This window comes from Ruegeria sp. E1, assembly GCF_056534225.1.
Genome location: NZ_JBQFPE010000011.1, coordinates 92811 through 108008 on the forward strand (window position 1 = coordinate 92811; position 15198 = coordinate 108008).

Consider the following 15198-nt stretch of genomic DNA (forward strand, 5'->3'; position numbering starts at 1 on the left):
GGGTCAAACACGTTCTAAGGCGATGGCCGTGCCCTCGCCGCCGCCGATGCAGATTGCGGCAACGCCCCGTTTAAGGTTTCGTTTCTCCAGCGCGTTCAGCAGGGTGACTATGATCCGCGCCCCTGATGCGCCGATCGGGTGGCCCAACGCGCAGGCGCCGCCGTTTACATTCACTTTTTCGCGGGGCAGGCCCATTTCCTGCATGAAGGCCATCGGGACAACGGCAAAGGCCTCGTTGACCTCCCACAGATCCACGTCGTCTTTGCTCCAGCCGATTCGCGCCAGCAGTTTCTGTGCCGCCGGGACAGGCGCGGTGGTGAACAGGCCCGGGGCCTGCGCGTGGCTGGCGTGGCCCAGGATGCGGGCACGGATGGTCAGGCCCTGCGCCTGGGCGGCGTCGGCTGAGGCGAGGACCAGCGCGGCGGCACCATCAGAAATCGACGAGGCATTGGCTGCCGTCACCGTACCGTCCTTTCGGAAGGCGGGTTTCAGGGTCGGAATTTTCTCGGGCCGGGCGGATTTGGGCTGTTCGTCGGCCTCCTGAATGACCTCTCCCTTGCGGGTTCGGACCGTGACCGGGGTGATCTCATCGGCGAACGCGCCGCTGTCCTGTGCGGCCAGCGCGTTCGACAGGGATGTCAGGGCGTATTCATCCTGAGCCTCGCGCGTGAATTGGTAGGTTTCGGCGCAATCCTCGGCGAAGGTGCCCATCAGGCGGCCCCTGTCATAGGCGTCTTCGAGCCCGTCGAGGAACATGTGATCAACAACCTGACCGTGGCCGATGCGTGCGCCGCCGCGCATCTTTGGCAAAAGATAGGGCGCGTTGGTCATGCTCTCCATCCCGCCTGCGACCATGGTATCCGCGTGGCCTAATGCGATCTGGTCGAACGCCATCATCGCAGTCTTCATCCCCGAGCCGCACATCTTGTTCAGCGTCGTCGCGGGCACATCCTCGGACAGTCCGGCGGCAAACCCGGCTTGTCTCGCCGGGGCCTGCCCCTGACCGGCGGGCAGGACACAGCCCATCAGCACCTCATCCACCGTATCGGCCCCCGCACCTTGCAACGCCGCGCGAATCGCGGTTCCGCCCAGTTCTGCGGCAGTAACGCCATCGAACATACCCTGAAACCCGCCCATCGGCGTGCGGGCAGCCCCTGCGATCACAACCTGTTTCATATTGCGCCTCCCGTGCGTTTTCCTCTCTTGGATACCGAATGGTAAGAATTGTCGTCTAGCGTATTTCTACGATGCTTTTCCCGGATCGGAGGACGGCTGACTATGGCGCTCAGCAGCAATATGACCGACGAAGCCCAGATCATCACGGTTCAGTGTGACCGGATTGATGCCGCGATGGCGATTCAATTCAAAGTAGATATGCGTACAGCCACCGAAAATGACGCCGCACGGGTTATTCTGGATCTGTCGTTGGTGGAGTTTATTGATTCGAGCGGGCTTGGGGCCATCGTCGCATCGATGAAGCAGCTGGGCGATGGCCGCCGGCTGGATCTGGCGGGGTTGCATCCCGTCGTCGAAAAGGTCTTTCGTCTGACGCGCATGGATAGTGTTTTCCGATTATTCGGGTCTCTGGACGACGCGATTTCAACAGGTTCGAACTGACGCCTGCCGGGAGTGGATGAGCATGCCCCGGTACTGCCAGCAGGACTGCGTTGACCTGAGCTTTCCGGCCAGCGAGGTGGCGGCAAGTCACGGTATTGCCGTGCTCAGCCAGCAATTGATCGACAGCGGCGTGCCGGCAAGCCGCGCCGGTGATATCAAGATCGCGCTGGCCGAGGCGATCAACAACGTAGTCGAACATGCCTATGCCGGCGTGAAGCGCGAAAAAGTGCAGATCCATTGCCGCATTTGCAAGGAGGCGCTGGAAGTGCAAATCTTGGATACGGGCAAACCGATGCCGGGTTTGGAACCGCCGGACGGGTCCCCGCCCTCAATCGAAACGCCGCGCCAGGATCTGCCCGAAGGTGGATTCGGCTGGTTCCTGATTCTGCAATTGGCCAGCAAAGTTCGGTATGAAAAGCAGGATGGGCACAACTGCCTGCGGCTTTGGTTCAATTTCGCCGACCCGCGGTAACGAGCACTAAATGGCCACAATAATGCCCCGATCGCATCATTGTCGCGCCGCAAATCCCCGTCAAACATAGGGTGTAGCTCAGATAGCTTCTCCTCGGCGCCCTATGTCACAGCCCCCACCCAGTGAACGGCGTCGAGGACCTCCCTTCCTTCAGACCGATGTTATTGGACAAATGGAGACGCCGCCTTAGTGTCTGCCTGTCTGAAACAGGGAATACTCTATGCGCGATTTTCAGCAACAGGGCCGGTCCGAAGTGCTGGCGACCGATGGGATGTGCGCCACGTCGCACCCGCTGGCGGCAAAGACGGCGCTGGATATTCTTGCGCGCGGCGGCAACGCCATGGATGCGGCGATTGCAGGGGCGGTTCTGCTGGGCATTTGCGAACCGCAGATGACCGGAATCGGCGGCGATTGCTTTGTTCTTTTCAACCGCGCCGGAGGGGATGAGGTTCATGCCCTGAATGGCTCGGGTCGTGCCCCGGCGAGTGCGGATGCCGGAAGCCTTCGGAGCAAAGGGCTGAACGCCATTCCACTGACAAGCGCGGATGCGGTGACGGTCCCCGGGGCGATTGACGCGTTTTACCATCTTGCACAGACCGAAGGACGGCTAGGGTTGGACGCAATTCTGCAGCCTGCAATCCACTATGCCGAAACTGGCGTTCCGGTGGCCGCCCGCGTTGCGTTTGATTGGGCCAATGGTCAGGCTACTTTGCAGGGTGCTGCGCGCAAACACTACCTGCTGAATGGCAATGTTCCCGAAATAGGCCAGATATTTCGCGCGCCCAAGCAAGCCGAAGTCTTGCGCCGCATCGCCAGGGACGGTCGCGACGCATTTTATTCGGGCGAGATTGCACAGGATATGGTGGATTCTTTGACCGCATTCGGCGGCGTGCATACCCTCGAAGACTTTGCGGCTGTCAAGTATGATGAAACTCAGCCGATTGGCGTGAACTATGGCGGCCTTGAGCTGTTGGAGCATCCGCCTAACGGTCAGGGTGCAACGGCGTTGCTGTTACTGAATATCCTAAAACATTTCGACATCGCTGCGATGGATCCTTGGGGCGCCGAGCGTGTGCATATTGAGGCCGAGGCGTCCAAGCTGGCCTATGATGCGCGTAATCGCTTTATTGCTGACCCGGATCACATGGCCCGGACAGAACAATTCTTAAGCCCCGAAATCGCCGAGCGCCTTGCCGCGCTGATCGATCCGAACCGGGCCATGCCAGCGGCAGCGCCATTGACCGAGGCCATCCACAAGGACACCGTCTACATCACGGTTGTTGATCGGGATCGGATGGCCGTTTCCATGATCTATTCGATCTTTCACGGTTTCGGCTCGGGCATAGCATCCGAGAAGTTCGGAATACTTCTGCAAAACCGAGGCGCCGGATTTACGTTGGAACAGGGGCACCCGAACGAATTGGCGGGTGGCAAGCGGCCCATGCACACAATCATTCCCGGTATGCTGCGCCAAAACGGGCGCGTTGTGATGCCGTTTGGCGTAATGGGCGGGGCCTACCAACCAACAGGACACGCGCGATTTTTGTCGAATCTCACAGATTTTGGCGTCGACCTGCAACACAGCATTGACGCCCCCCGAGCCTTTGCGGATGGCGGAGTGCTGAAAGTCGAACGAGGTTACTCGGACGACGTCAGGCAACAATTATCGGAAATGGGGCACACTGTTGAAACACCGCCCACCCCACTGGGCGGCGCGCAGGCCATTCGAATCCGTCACGATGGTGTTCTGGAGGGGGCAAGCGATCCCCGTAAAGATGGTTGTGCGTTGGGATACTGACGGTCCGGTCAAAGGTTTCGTCAGTTTAGTTCAGCTGAAAATGCAGCGGGTAGGATCCATCCTGAAACGGGCCGAACATGTTGGGGATGTCTGGGTGGTCCACGGGCTCACCCGACTGGTCCTCAACCAGATTTTGTTCTGAAACATAAGCAACATAGAAGGATTGGTCATTCTCGGCCAGCAAGTGATAAAACGGCTGATCCTTGACCGGACGGCTATCCTCGGGGATGGCCTGATACCATTCCTCGGAGTTCGAAAATTCCGGATCCACGTCAAAAATCACCCCTCGAAAGGGATGTCTGCGATGTCGAACCACCTGACCCAGGCGGTACTTGGCTTGTGTCTTTAGCATTGTTTCGGCCCCCAAACGTATTACTACATCTTTCCGGGCCGAAATGCCAATCGTTGAACTGAAAATCCGGGAAACAGTCTGTGAACCTCTTAACGACAGTGTTTGAAATCGCGGCCCCGGTCTTTCTTTTGGCCGGGATCGGGTATGTTTGGGTCAAACTGGGTTTTGAATACAGGCTTGAGTTTGTAACACGGCTTGGCGTCACGCTGGCGGTACCCAGCCTGATTTTTGTGGCGCTGATGCAGACCGAAATCCCCGGTGGGGATCTGACCCGATTCACGCTTGCGTCAATTGCGGTTCACGTCGCGCTGGCCGCCGTGTTCTGGGTCTTTGTTCGCATCAGCGGGCTGGAACGTCGCACATACCTGTCACCGCTGATTTTTGGCAATACCGGCAATCTGGGCCTACCGCTTTGCATCTTCGCCTTTGGTCAAGCCGGGCTGGGTTACGCCGTCATTTTTCTGGCCGTTACCGCCCTGTTTTCCTTTACTTATGGCATCTATCTTGTCGCCGGTCGCGGCGCCTTTGGCAAGGTTCTGCGCGAGCCGATGGTCTGGGCGACATTATTGGGGGCGCTGTTTCTGTGGCGGGGATGGCAGACACCGGTATTTGTAACCAACACGCTCGAGTTGCTGGGCCAAATGGCGGTGCCCCTGATGCTGATCACGGTGGGCGTCGCGATTGCGCGGCTGACAACACGCAAGCTGCGTCAGGCGGTCTGGTTGTCGGTTCTCAAACTGATCGTGTGTTTCGGCCTAGGATGGGTGCTGGCGTTGGTCTTTGCCCTTGAACCGGTGGCTTTCGGCGTGTTGGTTTTGCAAGCCTGTACGCCGGTTGCCGTCACTTCGTACCTGCTGGCCGAACGGTTCAAGGCAGATGCGGATGCGGTCGCAGGCATGGTTATGGTGTCAACGCTGCTGTCTGTGGCCGCTTTGCCTGCAATTCTAGCTATTATTCTGTAACGATTGTGATTTCCTAAAGGCTCAATCTGCGCTAGAATAAAGAAAAAAAGGCACGAGGCACATGAGCAGAATTCTTTTCGTACTCTTCGGGGTGCTGCTTTTGGCATCCTGTGGCGGGGGGTCAAAGCAACCGCCCAGCAGATTGAATGACGCGTGCAGTATTGCGCGCGAAAAGCCGGATTATATCAAAGCCTTCCAAAAGACTGAGCGGAAATGGGGCGTCCCTGTTCACGTTCAGATGGCGACGATCTACCAGGAAAGCCGGTACAAGCACGACGCGCGCACGCCGCATAAATACGTGCTGGGCGTCATTCCGATGGGCCGCCAAAGCAGCGCCTATGGGTACAGCCAGGCATTGGACGGCACCTGGAAAGAGTATCAGCGCGAAACCGGAAAGCGCCGCGCGAAACGGGACCGCATCCGTGACGCGTCTGACTTTATCGGCTGGTATATGAACAAGACCTACGAACGTAACGGCATCCACCCAACCGATACGCGCAACCAGTATCTGGCTTACCACGAAGGCCACACCGGTTACGCTCGTGGCAGCCACAACCGCAAGTCATGGCTGCTGAACGTCGCCGGTGACGTGGACGCACGCGCGCAGCTTTATCAGGCTCAACTCGCGGGTTGCCGTTACTGAAACCACGCGGATCAGCGATCGTCTGATCCGCGTTTCTTACCGTCCGAGAACAGGCTTTGGTCCAAGCGGCCGCCTTCTGCGAGCGGGCCAAGCAAGACCGTTGTCTGAGATCCGGCATTATCGTGGATGACCCATTTGCGCAGTTCGATGGGGTTGCTGGTGAACATCAGTTCAATCCGACCGCTATCCGGGTTTTTAGGATCCTGAGCGGTAACGACCGTCGAGGTGCCGTCGAAGTCGTGCCCAACAACCATATTGGCCTGTCCCAGATTAACGTTGCGGGCCAGTACCAGTGACAAGGGCGTACGCCTTAGTGGGTATTGCTCGGGCGGTTGGTTGGATTTTGCATCATAGATCAGAACCGAACCGGACCGGGCCAGAACCACCGCATCATTGGGCGCATCATACTCGAACCGCATCTTTCCGGGGCGCTCAAGCCAGAGCTTTCCGGTGTCCATCGATCCATCGTCATTGATCTGCGTGAATGTGGTCTGAACCGTTTTCATCTGGTTCAGATAGTTGGATATCTGCGACAGCGGCAACTTATCGGCCGCCCAGGCCGCAGGCGCGGCCAGTGTCAAAGCAAGGGCAAAAGCAATCTGTTTCATACGTCCCAGATAAGCCTTCTGCCCTTGTTATTAAATATCCTACTGCTCGGGGACGAGGATTTCGCGTTTGCCGACATGATTTGCCCCGGAAACAACGCCTTCGTCCTCCATCTGCTCGACCAGACGCGCGGCTTTGTTATAGCCGATGGCAAGTTTTCGCTGGATGTATGAGGTCGAGCATTTGCGATCCTTGATCACAATCGCCACCGCCTGATCGTAAAGGGCGTCTTCTCCGTTCGTGTTGCCGCCCGTGTTCAGACCCAGAACAGCGTCGATATTATCAGCCTTTTCCTCGGCCGGGCCATCAACCACGCCGCTCATATAGTCCGGTGGGCCGAACTGTTTCAGGTGGTTGACGATTTCTTCGACCTCTTCATCCGAGACAAACGGGCCATGGCACCGGGTGATCTTGGCGCCACCCGCCATGTACAGCATGTCGCCCTGCCCCAGCAATTGCTCGGCGCCCATCTCGCCCAGAATGGTGCGGCTGTCGACTTTGGACGTCACCTGGAACGAGATCCGGGTCGGGAAGTTCGCCTTGATCGTACCGGTGATCACATCGACCGAAGGCCGCTGTGTGGCCATGATCAGGTGAATGCCCGATGCCCGCGCCATCTGTGCCAGACGCTGGATACAGGCTTCGATCTCCTTGCCCGCGACCATCATCAGGTCGGCCATCTCGTCGACGATGACAACGATATAGGGCATCGACTCGGGTGCGAATTCTTCCGTCTCGAACATCGGCTCACCGGTTTCATCGTCAAACCCGGTTTGCACGGTGCGGCTGAACATCTCGCCCTTGGCCAGTGCATCTTTCACGCGGCCATTGTAGCCCGCGATGTTGCGCACGCCCATCTTGGACATCTTGCGATAGCGATCCTCCATCTCGCCCACGACCCATTTCAGAGCGACAACCGCTTTTTTGGGGTCGGTCACAACGGGGGACAGGAGATGCGGGATGCCGTCATAGACGGATAGTTCCAGCATCTTGGGGTCGATCATGATCAGGCGGCATTCGTCTGGCGACAGCTTGTACAGCAGTGACAGGATCATCGTGTTGATCGCCACCGACTTACCGGAACCAGTCGTACCGGCGATCAGCAGGTGGGGCATTTTCGCGAGGTTCGCCACAACGGACTCACCGCCGATATCCTTGCCCAACGCCAGTGGCAGCGCGTGATTTCCATCGCCAAAATCACGGCTGGCCAGGATTTCGCGCAGAACGACCATCTCGCGATTCTCATTCGGCAATTCGATCCCGATCACCGAGCGCCCCGGCAATGTCGAAACACGAGCCGAAAGCGCCGACATCGACCGCGCGATGTCGTCAGCCAGACCGATCACGCGGCTGGCTTTCAGACCCGGGGCCGGTTCCAGTTCGTACATGGTGACAACAGGGCCCGGGCGGACACTGACGATCTCTCCCTTGACGCCATAGTCGTCCAGCACGTTTTCCAGCATCCGCGCGTTTTCTTCCAGCGCCTCATCGCTCAGATGATGGCGCTGAATGCTGGCCGGATTAGATAGAAGCCCAAGCGGTGGCAGTTCAAAGTCAGAATGCTTTTCCTCAAAGGAAAGCGCCGGCTGCGCTTCGGCCTGCGCCCGGCGCGAGGGTGGAGGCGTACGTCGAACGGGTTGCGCGACAACTGGTTTGCGCGGCTCGGCGACGGGAATTTTCACCGCCTGACGTGGTTGCATTGCCGGTGCGGGTTCATCTTCGAAAACGTCCGCATCGTCATAATCCGGCTCAACCATCAAACCGTGATCCTGTGCGTCCTGCCAATGCGTAACTGCGGCTGCGGTCATCGGCGGCTCGGGCGGCAGGTCGTCTGCGGCGGTCAGCGCAGGTTCGGGTGGCAATTCACCAACGCCGCCCGAATTCAGAATAAGAGGGTCCGGGCCACGGCCACGACCCTTGGTCAGTGGCAGGTTCGGATCATGCTCGGGTGCCATCTCGCCAGTAGCAACCTTGCGGTTGCGTACAGCGGCGGAAATCTTTGAACGAATGCGATCCTCACCCGGCATTTCATCAAAACCCTGCACCGGTTCCGGTGAGACCAGCTCGGGCTCTGGCATCGGATCGGGACGGCGGATCAGTGACGGCATCCGCGCAAGCAGGCCGGTTTTTTGTGCGGGCTCTGGCGCATCAATCATTGGTTCTTCAAAGATCGGATCAGCATAAGCCAGATCATCGTCAAACTCGGCCTGCGCCGGCTCGACGCGCTCTGCTTTGCGTTCAGCCCATTGTGCGTGACGATCTTTTGCGGCCTGTGCCGTTGCCGAAGCACCCCGGCCAAGCACATTCATCAACATGTCGTAGGACATCACCAGCCCCAGCAGGAAGGCACGGAAACCGCGTTTGACATCGGCCTTCGTGAACCCAAGCACGAACACGCCCAGCGCCAACATGCCAACAGCCATGGCCAAAGACATCAACTTGACCATGAAATGAGACGAGATCGGCAAAAGCGTCAACAACGCGCCCATGACTGTATCGCCGAACAGGCCACCCAGCCCATAGCTATGCGTCGCGCGCCAAGCCTCATCCGGGACCAGCGTTGCAGCATAGACAGAGACGATGGCAATCCAGATCGGCGCAAAGATCAGTCTGGCGATGGCGCGTTCTTCCGAGAAATGTCCGGTGAACCGCACGCCCCAGCCCATCAGCACCAGCGCCACGCCCCAACTGCCCCATCCGACGATCATGAACAGAGGTGCGGCGATCGAAGCCCCAACGCGGCCCATCCAGTTCTGCACCGGCGCATCGGTCGACACCATCCAGTTTGGATCATCCGGCGTGTAGGACCAGATCATCGCCGCAGCGGCCAGACCAAGCAGGATCAAGGCGATCCCGATCAGTTCTTTACTGCGCCGCTCAATTGCGGCCTGGGTCGTGCTATCCAGTAACGGATCGCGGTTACGCGCGTTCAAAGATGCCATTTTGCCCTCGTACCTCACGAATAGATGCAGTCGCGCAGCGTAATCAGCCCGCGCCGCAACTCTGTTTTTGGGGCCACTAACGCAACCCGGATAAAGGATTCGCCCGGGTTTTGCCCCGGATCACCTTGTGAAAGATATGCGCCCGGCAAGACCCGAACCCCGGTGTCCTGCCAGACTTTCAATGCTGTTTCCTCGCCGTTTTCCACCGGCAGCCACAGGAAAAACCCGGCCTCGGGCGACATGTAACCCTGCACCCCGGCGAACACCTCGTCGGCGATGGCGTATTTTTCCTGATAAAGCGCGCGGTTTTCGCGCACGTGCTCCTCATCCGCCCAGACCTTGGCGGCAGCGGCCTGTAGCGGCAGCGGCAACGGCGCCCCTGCATAAGTGCGCAGCTTTTTGACGTGCTTGATTGTCTCGGGGCCTCCAGCAATCAGGCCAGACCGCAATCCGGCCAGGTTTGACCGTTTCGACAGCGAGTTGAACAGAGTGATCCGTTCTGGATCAGCGCCCAGTTCCTGCGCAACAGTCAAAACGCCAACCGGGGCTGTGTCGCGGTAGATTTCCGAATAACACTCGTCCGCAAAAATCCGAAAATCGTATTTTTCAGCCAGACGGATCAGCTCGGCCCAATAGTCCCGCGACGCAACCGCGCCCTGCGGGTTTGCGGGCGAGCAGATATAGGCCACGGCGGTGCGGTTCAGCACGTCCTCAGGCAGGCCCGCATAGTCGGGCAGATGGCCGGTCGCTGCGGTTGCAGGCACAAAATAGGGCTGTGCACCGACCGAAATCGAGGCGACCATATAGACCTGATAAAACGGATTTGGGCACAGAACGATTGGCTGCTGGCCATTCTTCTGCTCGGGACACAGCGCCATGGCAGCGTTATACAGCCCCTCGCGCGTGCCGTTCAGCGCCATGACATTTGTTTCAGGATCCATCGTCACGCCGTAGCGCCGCCCGATCCAATCGGTAATCGCCCCCCGCAGCGCGTCCGAGCCCTCGTTGGGCGGATACCCCTGAAACCCCGCCGCGTTTTCCATGATCACATCCGTGACCCATGCCGGAAAATCATGGGTGGGGGCGCCAATCGTCATGTGAATAACATCACCGCCCGGCTGATGATGATCCAACAGGGCGCGCAGACGCGGGAATGCATATGCCGGTAGGTCCGAAAACCGCTCGGGGAAATTCATAACAACTGCCTCAATGCCGGGATCGTTTTCGCCCCGTTTTTTGTCAGATTACAGGTGAGGGCCCGCTTCGTCCAGACAAAGAGGTTCCGAATCAGGGGATTGTGGCATTCAGGCCAACGCGGATTCGGCGGCAGAGCCAAGCCTCAGCAGCGCCTCTTCCGAGCCCGGATAGCCTAACATCATCAAGCCGCAACTTGGCGTGCCAGTCGGCAGAGTCAGCGCCGCCAGCCCCATCAGATTGCCGATCCGGGTGTTGCGCAAGGCCAGCAGATTCTCGGTGACGTAGTAGTCATGATCATTCATCAGCCGCTCCAGATTGGGTGGCAAAATTGGCGCGGTCGGGGCGAGGACCGCATCAAAACCTGAGGTCGCCGCATCCCATGCGTTGCGACACGCCTTGAGTTTCGACCACGCCGCCACATAATCCGGGCCGGAAAACGATTTGCCCATGCGGAATCGCTCTAAAATCTCGGGATACATCGCCTCGGGGTTCGCCTCGATCACATCGCGCCACAACCCATAGGCTTCGGTCGTGTATAAAACACCCGTCAGACTCATCGCGTCGGTCAATTCCGGCACTTCCAATGGCACGATCTCGGCCCCGGCGTCCTTCAGCTTTGCCAAAGCATCGGAATAGGCTTTCCCCGGCTCATCACGCAGATCATCTTTGGCGACGTTCTGCAAATCCGCAAAACGGCGACCTTTCAATGACGCACCCCGCAGATCGGGTACCGAACTGCCTTCAAGCAGCGCCAGCATTTGCGCGGCATCCTCAACCGAACGCGCAAGCGGACCAACCGTATCGAACCGAAGACACAGTGGTACCACGCCTTCAAGGCTCAACCGGCCGGACGTTGTCTTGAGCCCAACCAGATCATTCCACGCGGCAGGAATGCGAACTGATCCGCCGGTATCCGACCCGATACCACAGGCCGCAAGGCCCCAGGCGACCGAGGCGCCAGCGCCCGAGGATGACCCGCCAGGCACTGCGGCCTTATCATGTACACAAGGCGGCGTGGCGGTGATCGGGTTCAGACCAAGGCCCGAGAATGCCAGTTCGCTCATATGCGTTTTGCCCAGACAGACCGTGCCCATGGCTGTGGCATTTCGTACAACCTGCGCATCGGCTTCGGGCACGCGACCTTTCAGCAGGGCCGAGCCTGCCTCGGTCGCGATCCCGGCGGTATCGAATAGGTCTTTCCAACTGATCGGCACGCCGTCCAGCAAGGACCGGCGCAGACCCAGCTTGACGCGATCTTGTGCCGCTCTGGCCTCGGCCCGCGCCCGATCATGGGTCACTTGCGAATAAATTGCGTCGCGATGCGGGTGTGCGTCGATTGCAGTCAGGTAGGTTTCGGTCAGGTCCACCGGATCGATCTGACCCATGCCAATCCCGCGACCCAGATCACATGCCGTCATGGTCAACCAGTCCTGCATCCCCTACCTCCTGACATTTACCGTTGTGGGACGGTAGCGACAGGACCGCACATGGACAATCCCGAAAGGGCGCGCATATTGCAGGGCATGACACAAGGCTCCGATATCCTGATCGTAGGCGGTGGGCTGAACGGCCCGGCCCTGGCGCTGGCCTTGGCGCAGACCGGGCACTCTGTCACCGTGATCGACGCGCTGGCTGAAAAAACGCGCAAGAATGCCGCGTTTGACGGGCGCGCCTATGCGCTGGCGCTTGCGTCGCAGCGATTGCTGGACGCTGTTGGCGTCTGGCCCCGGGTTGCGGAACATGCTCAGCCAATGCTGGAAATCAAGGTTACGGACGGACACGCAGGCACCGGGCCGTCGCCCTTTTTCATGCATTTCGATCATGCCGAGATCGAGGAAGGCCCGATGGGCTATATGGTCGAAGATCGCCACCTGCGCCGTGCCCTGCTGGATGCCATGCAAGATGAACCTGCGATCACGATCATCAATGGCAAAGCAGTAACTGCGCAAAACATTCACGTTGCGGGTGTGGACCTGACGCTGAATGACGGTTCAACCGTCGTGGGCAGCTTGCTGGTCGGATGCGACGGGCGCAGCAGTGGAACCGCGGCGCGTGCGGGCATCAAGCGCACCGGATGGGACTATGGGCAAACCGCATTGGTCTGTGCCATCGAACATGATCTGCCCCATCACGGGATCGCGCATCAGTTCTTTATGCCGCCCGGACCACTGGCAATCCTGCCGCTGACCGGCAATCGCAGCTCAATCGTATGGAGCGAACGGAGCGAGACCGCCCAACGCATCAATGCCCTGTCCGAGGCTGACTATCTTGAGGTTCTGCGCCCCCGTTTCGGGGATTTTCTGGGTGACATCCGTCTACAGGGCGACCGCTTCACCTATCCGCTGAACCTGACGATTGCCAATTCCTTTGTCGCGGATCGGTTGGCTCTGGTCGGTGACGCAGCGCATGGGATGCACCCGATTGCAGGTCAGGGTCTGAACGCGGGTCTGCGTGATGTGGGAGCCTTGGCCGAGGTTCTGACACTGGCCGGACGGCGGGGTGAGGATATCGCCTCGGCACTGGTTTTGGAACGCTATCAGGAGTGGCGGCGATTCGACACCGCGTCGCTAGCCTTGGCGACGGATGTGTTCAACAAGCTGTTTTCAAACGACAATCCCCTGCTCAGGATCGGCCGAGATATCGGCATGGGGATTGTTGGATCGCTGCCCGGCCTGCGCCGCGGCTTTGTGCGTGAAGCGGCAGGATTGACCGGAGACCTGCCCAAGTTGCTGCAAGGTCGGCCGATTTAGATCGCTTTGCCCCAAATGAAACGCAAAACGACTTAGTCCAGCACCCGCGCCTCATCAACCAGCATCACAGGAATGCCGTTGCGGATCGGAAAGGCAAGCCCGGCTGCCTTGGACACCAGTTCCTGCCGTTCAGCGTCGTAGTGCAACGTCGTGTGCGACTTGGGACAGATCAGCGCCTCTAACATGTGACGATCAAAGGCGTGTTCCGGGGTCTGTTCGCTCATTGCAGTTTTTCCTCATTCGAACCGCCGCGCATGGCAAATTCGATCAACGTAACCAATGTCTCACGCCGGGTACGCAAACACGGTGCTTCCAGCAAGGCCTGCTTGTCTTCGGCGTCGAAATCCAGAAGCATCGACAGGGAATTAACCAGCAATTCATCGTCTGCATCTTTCATCGTTTCCCAGTCTGTCGAGACCTGTCGGGACAAAAAGAAGCGTTCAAGCAAAGACAGGAACCCCATCCGGTCAAACCGATCATCGGTTTCTGCTTTGCCCAGATCGCGGTCAAAGCCGCGCCAAGACACGGCGCAACGGCGATATGGCGTAAAACTGTCCAGCTCTTCAGTGACACGAAAGCGCGAAATGCCCGTTAATGTGATCAAATAGCGCCCGTCTTCGGTTTCTGAAAACTGCGTGATACGACCCGCGCATCCGATTTGATGCAGCTTGGTTTCATCACCTTTGCAAGTGTTCGGCTGCACCATCGCGATCAGCCGTTCCTTGGTTTTCAGGGCGTCGTCCAGCATCTGCAGGTAACGCGGCTCGAATATATGCAACGGCAGGCGCGCCCGCGGCAGCAGCAGCGCACCGGGCAAAGGAAAAACGGACACCGTGTCCGGCAAATCAGCGGGATGCATCATAACCCGAGTCTAGCCCTGATCGGCGTTTAGGCAAATATCATCGAGCTAAGCTTGCGCCGACCGTTCAGCACAATCGGGTCATTGGGTTTGAGCGCATCAAAGATCGTGAACAGCTGCGCCTTGGCCGCGCCTTCGTTCCATTCGCGATCACGGCGGAACAATTCCAGCAATTGCGCGACGGCTTCTTCGACATCCCCATTGGCGTGCAGGGCCTGCGCCAGATCGAACCGCGCTTGGTGATTGTCTGGGGCGGCCTCAACCGCTGCGGTCAGATCGCCCACGGGCCCCGCATCAGCGGCCTGTTTGGCCAGTTCCAACTGCGCATGTGCGGCTTCCAGCTCGGGCGAGGCTGAAATCTCGGCTGGGGCGCCGTTCAGGATCGCCTCGGCCTGATCCAGATCACCAAGGGCGATATGCGCCCGAACCAAACCGCCATATGCACCTGCGTGATTGGCATCTTCGCCCAAAATGGCAGCAAAGGTCTGCGCGGCATCCACTGCGGCACCTTCGCTCAGCATCTCTTCGGCGGCCTGCACCGCATCTTCCAACTGACCGCCGGGGCTTTCACCACCTGCGGCCTCGATCACGCGATCCACGAATGCCTTGATCTCGGACGCGGGTACCGCGCTTTGGAAACCATCCACCGGTTGCCCCTTGTAAAAGGCATAGACCGTCGGGATCGACTGAATCCGCATTTGCGAGGCGATCATTTGCGCCTCGTCGACATTGATCTTGACCATTTTCACCGCGCCTTTGGCGGCGGTCACGGCCTCTTCCAACATCGGCCCCAGTGTTTTGCACGGGCCGCACCACGGCGCCCAGAAATCAACGATCACCGGTGTTTCCTGAGAGGCTTCGACCACATCGGCCATGAATGTGGCTTCGGTTCCGTCCTTGATCAGGTCGGTGGCTGTGGTGCTGTCTGCGCCGTTCAGAAGATCCATGGCATTCACTCTCCGGTTCTTGTTTGCGCCCTATATGCAACCGCTGCGCGCGG

15 protein-coding genes are annotated in these 15198 nt (G+C 58.9%); 6 read left to right on the plus strand and 9 right to left on the minus strand.

Annotated features, from left to right (window positions below):
• Positions 1 to 3: 3 nt before the first annotated feature.
• Complete coding sequence (locus ACR0FG_RS14830) at positions 4 to 1176, minus strand: thiolase family protein (protein WP_480893763.1); 1173 nt, start codon at positions 1174 to 1176, stop codon at positions 4 to 6.
• A 102-nt stretch (positions 1177 to 1278) separates the two neighbouring features.
• Between ACR0FG_RS14830 and ACR0FG_RS14835 the strand changes: the two genes are divergently transcribed.
• From ACR0FG_RS14835 to ACR0FG_RS14845, 3 genes are all read left to right on the plus strand, one after another.
• Positions 1279 to 1617 (plus strand): STAS domain-containing protein, encoded by a 339-nt coding sequence (locus ACR0FG_RS14835; RefSeq protein WP_480893764.1) that lies wholly within the window; start codon positions 1279 to 1281, stop codon positions 1615 to 1617.
• Positions 1562 to 2089, plus strand: a complete 528-nt coding sequence (locus ACR0FG_RS14840) for an ATP-binding protein (RefSeq protein ID WP_480893766.1) — start codon at positions 1562 to 1564, stop codon at positions 2087 to 2089. The genes ACR0FG_RS14835 and ACR0FG_RS14840 overlap by 56 nt, the downstream gene beginning before the upstream one ends.
• Before the next feature lie 220 nt (positions 2090 to 2309).
• On the plus strand, positions 2310 to 3887 hold the full coding sequence (locus tag ACR0FG_RS14845; protein ID WP_480893768.1) for a gamma-glutamyltransferase family protein: 1578 nt from the start codon (positions 2310 to 2312) through the stop codon (positions 3885 to 3887).
• Between the two features lie 25 nt (positions 3888 to 3912).
• On the opposite strand, the gene hspQ is transcribed toward ACR0FG_RS14845, so the two are convergent.
• Positions 3913 to 4239 (minus strand): heat shock protein HspQ, encoded by a 327-nt coding sequence (hspQ, locus tag ACR0FG_RS14850; protein ID WP_170714393.1) that lies wholly within the window; start codon positions 4237 to 4239, stop codon positions 3913 to 3915.
• An 80-nt stretch (positions 4240 to 4319) separates the two neighbouring features.
• On the opposite strand from hspQ, the gene ACR0FG_RS14855 reads away from it, so the two are divergent.
• A complete protein-coding gene (locus ACR0FG_RS14855; RefSeq protein ID WP_480893769.1) occupies positions 4320 to 5201 on the plus strand; it encodes an AEC family transporter in 882 nt (293 codons plus the stop codon).
• A gap of 61 nt (positions 5202 to 5262) precedes the next feature.
• Positions 5263 to 5844 (plus strand): transglycosylase SLT domain-containing protein, encoded by a 582-nt coding sequence (locus tag ACR0FG_RS14860; RefSeq protein WP_170714385.1) that lies wholly within the window; start codon positions 5263 to 5265, stop codon positions 5842 to 5844.
• 11 nt (positions 5845 to 5855) lie between these two features.
• Here the strand turns inward: ACR0FG_RS14860 and ACR0FG_RS14865 are convergent, their stop codons facing one another.
• The 4 genes from ACR0FG_RS14865 to ACR0FG_RS14880 form a co-directional block, all read right to left on the minus strand.
• The gene (locus tag ACR0FG_RS14865; RefSeq protein ID WP_480893770.1) at positions 5856 to 6452 is read right to left on the minus strand and encodes a LolA family protein; all 597 of its coding nucleotides are present in this window, start codon (positions 6450 to 6452) and stop codon (positions 5856 to 5858) included.
• A gap of 39 nt (positions 6453 to 6491) precedes the next feature.
• Entirely contained in the window at positions 6492 to 9392 is a 2901-nt protein-coding gene (locus ACR0FG_RS14870) for a DNA translocase FtsK (protein ID WP_480893772.1), read from the minus strand.
• 14 nt (positions 9393 to 9406) lie between these two features.
• Positions 9407 to 10588, minus strand: a complete 1182-nt coding sequence (locus ACR0FG_RS14875; protein WP_480893773.1) for an aminotransferase class I/II-fold pyridoxal phosphate-dependent enzyme — start codon at positions 10586 to 10588, stop codon at positions 9407 to 9409.
• Positions 10589 to 10696: 108 nt separating this feature from the next.
• Positions 10697 to 12025, minus strand: coding sequence for an amidase (locus ACR0FG_RS14880; RefSeq protein ID WP_480893775.1), 1329 nt, complete (start codon positions 12023 to 12025; stop codon positions 10697 to 10699).
• Positions 12026 to 12076: 51 nt separating this feature from the next.
• Between ACR0FG_RS14880 and ACR0FG_RS14885 the strand changes: the two genes are divergently transcribed.
• On the plus strand, positions 12077 to 13339 hold the full coding sequence (locus ACR0FG_RS14885; RefSeq protein ID WP_480893776.1) for an FAD-dependent monooxygenase: 1263 nt from the start codon (positions 12077 to 12079) through the stop codon (positions 13337 to 13339).
• A gap of 32 nt (positions 13340 to 13371) precedes the next feature.
• Here ACR0FG_RS14885 and ACR0FG_RS14890 read toward each other — a convergent pair whose 3' ends face one another.
• The 3 genes from ACR0FG_RS14890 to trxA are packed head-to-tail and all read right to left on the minus strand — an operon-like array spanning position 13372 to position 15145.
• Positions 13372 to 13563 (minus strand): Trm112 family protein, encoded by a 192-nt coding sequence (locus ACR0FG_RS14890; protein WP_170714367.1) that lies wholly within the window; start codon positions 13561 to 13563, stop codon positions 13372 to 13374.
• On the minus strand, positions 13560 to 14201 hold the full coding sequence (locus ACR0FG_RS14895; protein ID WP_170714363.1) for an LON peptidase substrate-binding domain-containing protein: 642 nt from the start codon (positions 14199 to 14201) through the stop codon (positions 13560 to 13562). The genes ACR0FG_RS14890 and ACR0FG_RS14895 overlap by 4 nt, the downstream gene beginning before the upstream one ends.
• A 26-nt stretch (positions 14202 to 14227) precedes the next feature.
• Positions 14228 to 15145 (minus strand): thioredoxin, encoded by a 918-nt coding sequence (gene trxA / locus ACR0FG_RS14900; protein WP_480893779.1) that lies wholly within the window; start codon positions 15143 to 15145, stop codon positions 14228 to 14230.
• Positions 15146 to 15198: the final 53 nt, after the last annotated feature.

Excerpts from the sequence above, each read along its gene's own strand:
- ACR0FG_RS14865 (WP_480893770.1), bottom strand. The coding sequence starts at position 6,452 with ATGAAACAGATTGCTTTTGCCCTTGCTTTGACACTGGCCGCGCCTGCG.
- ACR0FG_RS14870 (WP_480893772.1), bottom strand. The coding sequence starts at position 9,392 with ATGGCATCTTTGAACGCGCGTAACCGCGATCCGTTACTGGATAGCACG.
- ACR0FG_RS14830 (WP_480893763.1), bottom strand. The coding sequence starts at position 1,176 with ATGAAACAGGTTGTGATCGCAGGGGCTGCCCGCACGCCGATGGGCGGG.
- ACR0FG_RS14895 (WP_170714363.1), bottom strand. The coding sequence starts at position 14,201 with ATGATGCATCCCGCTGATTTGCCGGACACGGTGTCCGTTTTTCCTTTG.
- ACR0FG_RS14845 (WP_480893768.1), top strand. The coding sequence starts at position 2,310 with ATGCGCGATTTTCAGCAACAGGGCCGGTCCGAAGTGCTGGCGACCGAT.
- ACR0FG_RS14860 (WP_170714385.1), top strand. The coding sequence starts at position 5,263 with ATGAGCAGAATTCTTTTCGTACTCTTCGGGGTGCTGCTTTTGGCATCC.
- ACR0FG_RS14885 (WP_480893776.1), top strand. The coding sequence starts at position 12,077 with ATGGACAATCCCGAAAGGGCGCGCATATTGCAGGGCATGACACAAGGC.
- ACR0FG_RS14835 (WP_480893764.1), top strand. The coding sequence starts at position 1,279 with ATGGCGCTCAGCAGCAATATGACCGACGAAGCCCAGATCATCACGGTT.
- ACR0FG_RS14880 (WP_480893775.1), bottom strand. The coding sequence starts at position 12,025 with ATGCAGGACTGGTTGACCATGACGGCATGTGATCTGGGTCGCGGGATT.
- hspQ (WP_170714393.1), bottom strand. The coding sequence starts at position 4,239 with ATGCTAAAGACACAAGCCAAGTACCGCCTGGGTCAGGTGGTTCGACAT.
- ACR0FG_RS14890 (WP_170714367.1), bottom strand. The coding sequence starts at position 13,563 with ATGAGCGAACAGACCCCGGAACACGCCTTTGATCGTCACATGTTAGAG.
- trxA (WP_480893779.1), bottom strand. The coding sequence starts at position 15,145 with ATGGATCTTCTGAACGGCGCAGACAGCACCACAGCCACCGACCTGATC.
- ACR0FG_RS14875 (WP_480893773.1), bottom strand. The coding sequence starts at position 10,588 with ATGAATTTCCCCGAGCGGTTTTCGGACCTACCGGCATATGCATTCCCG.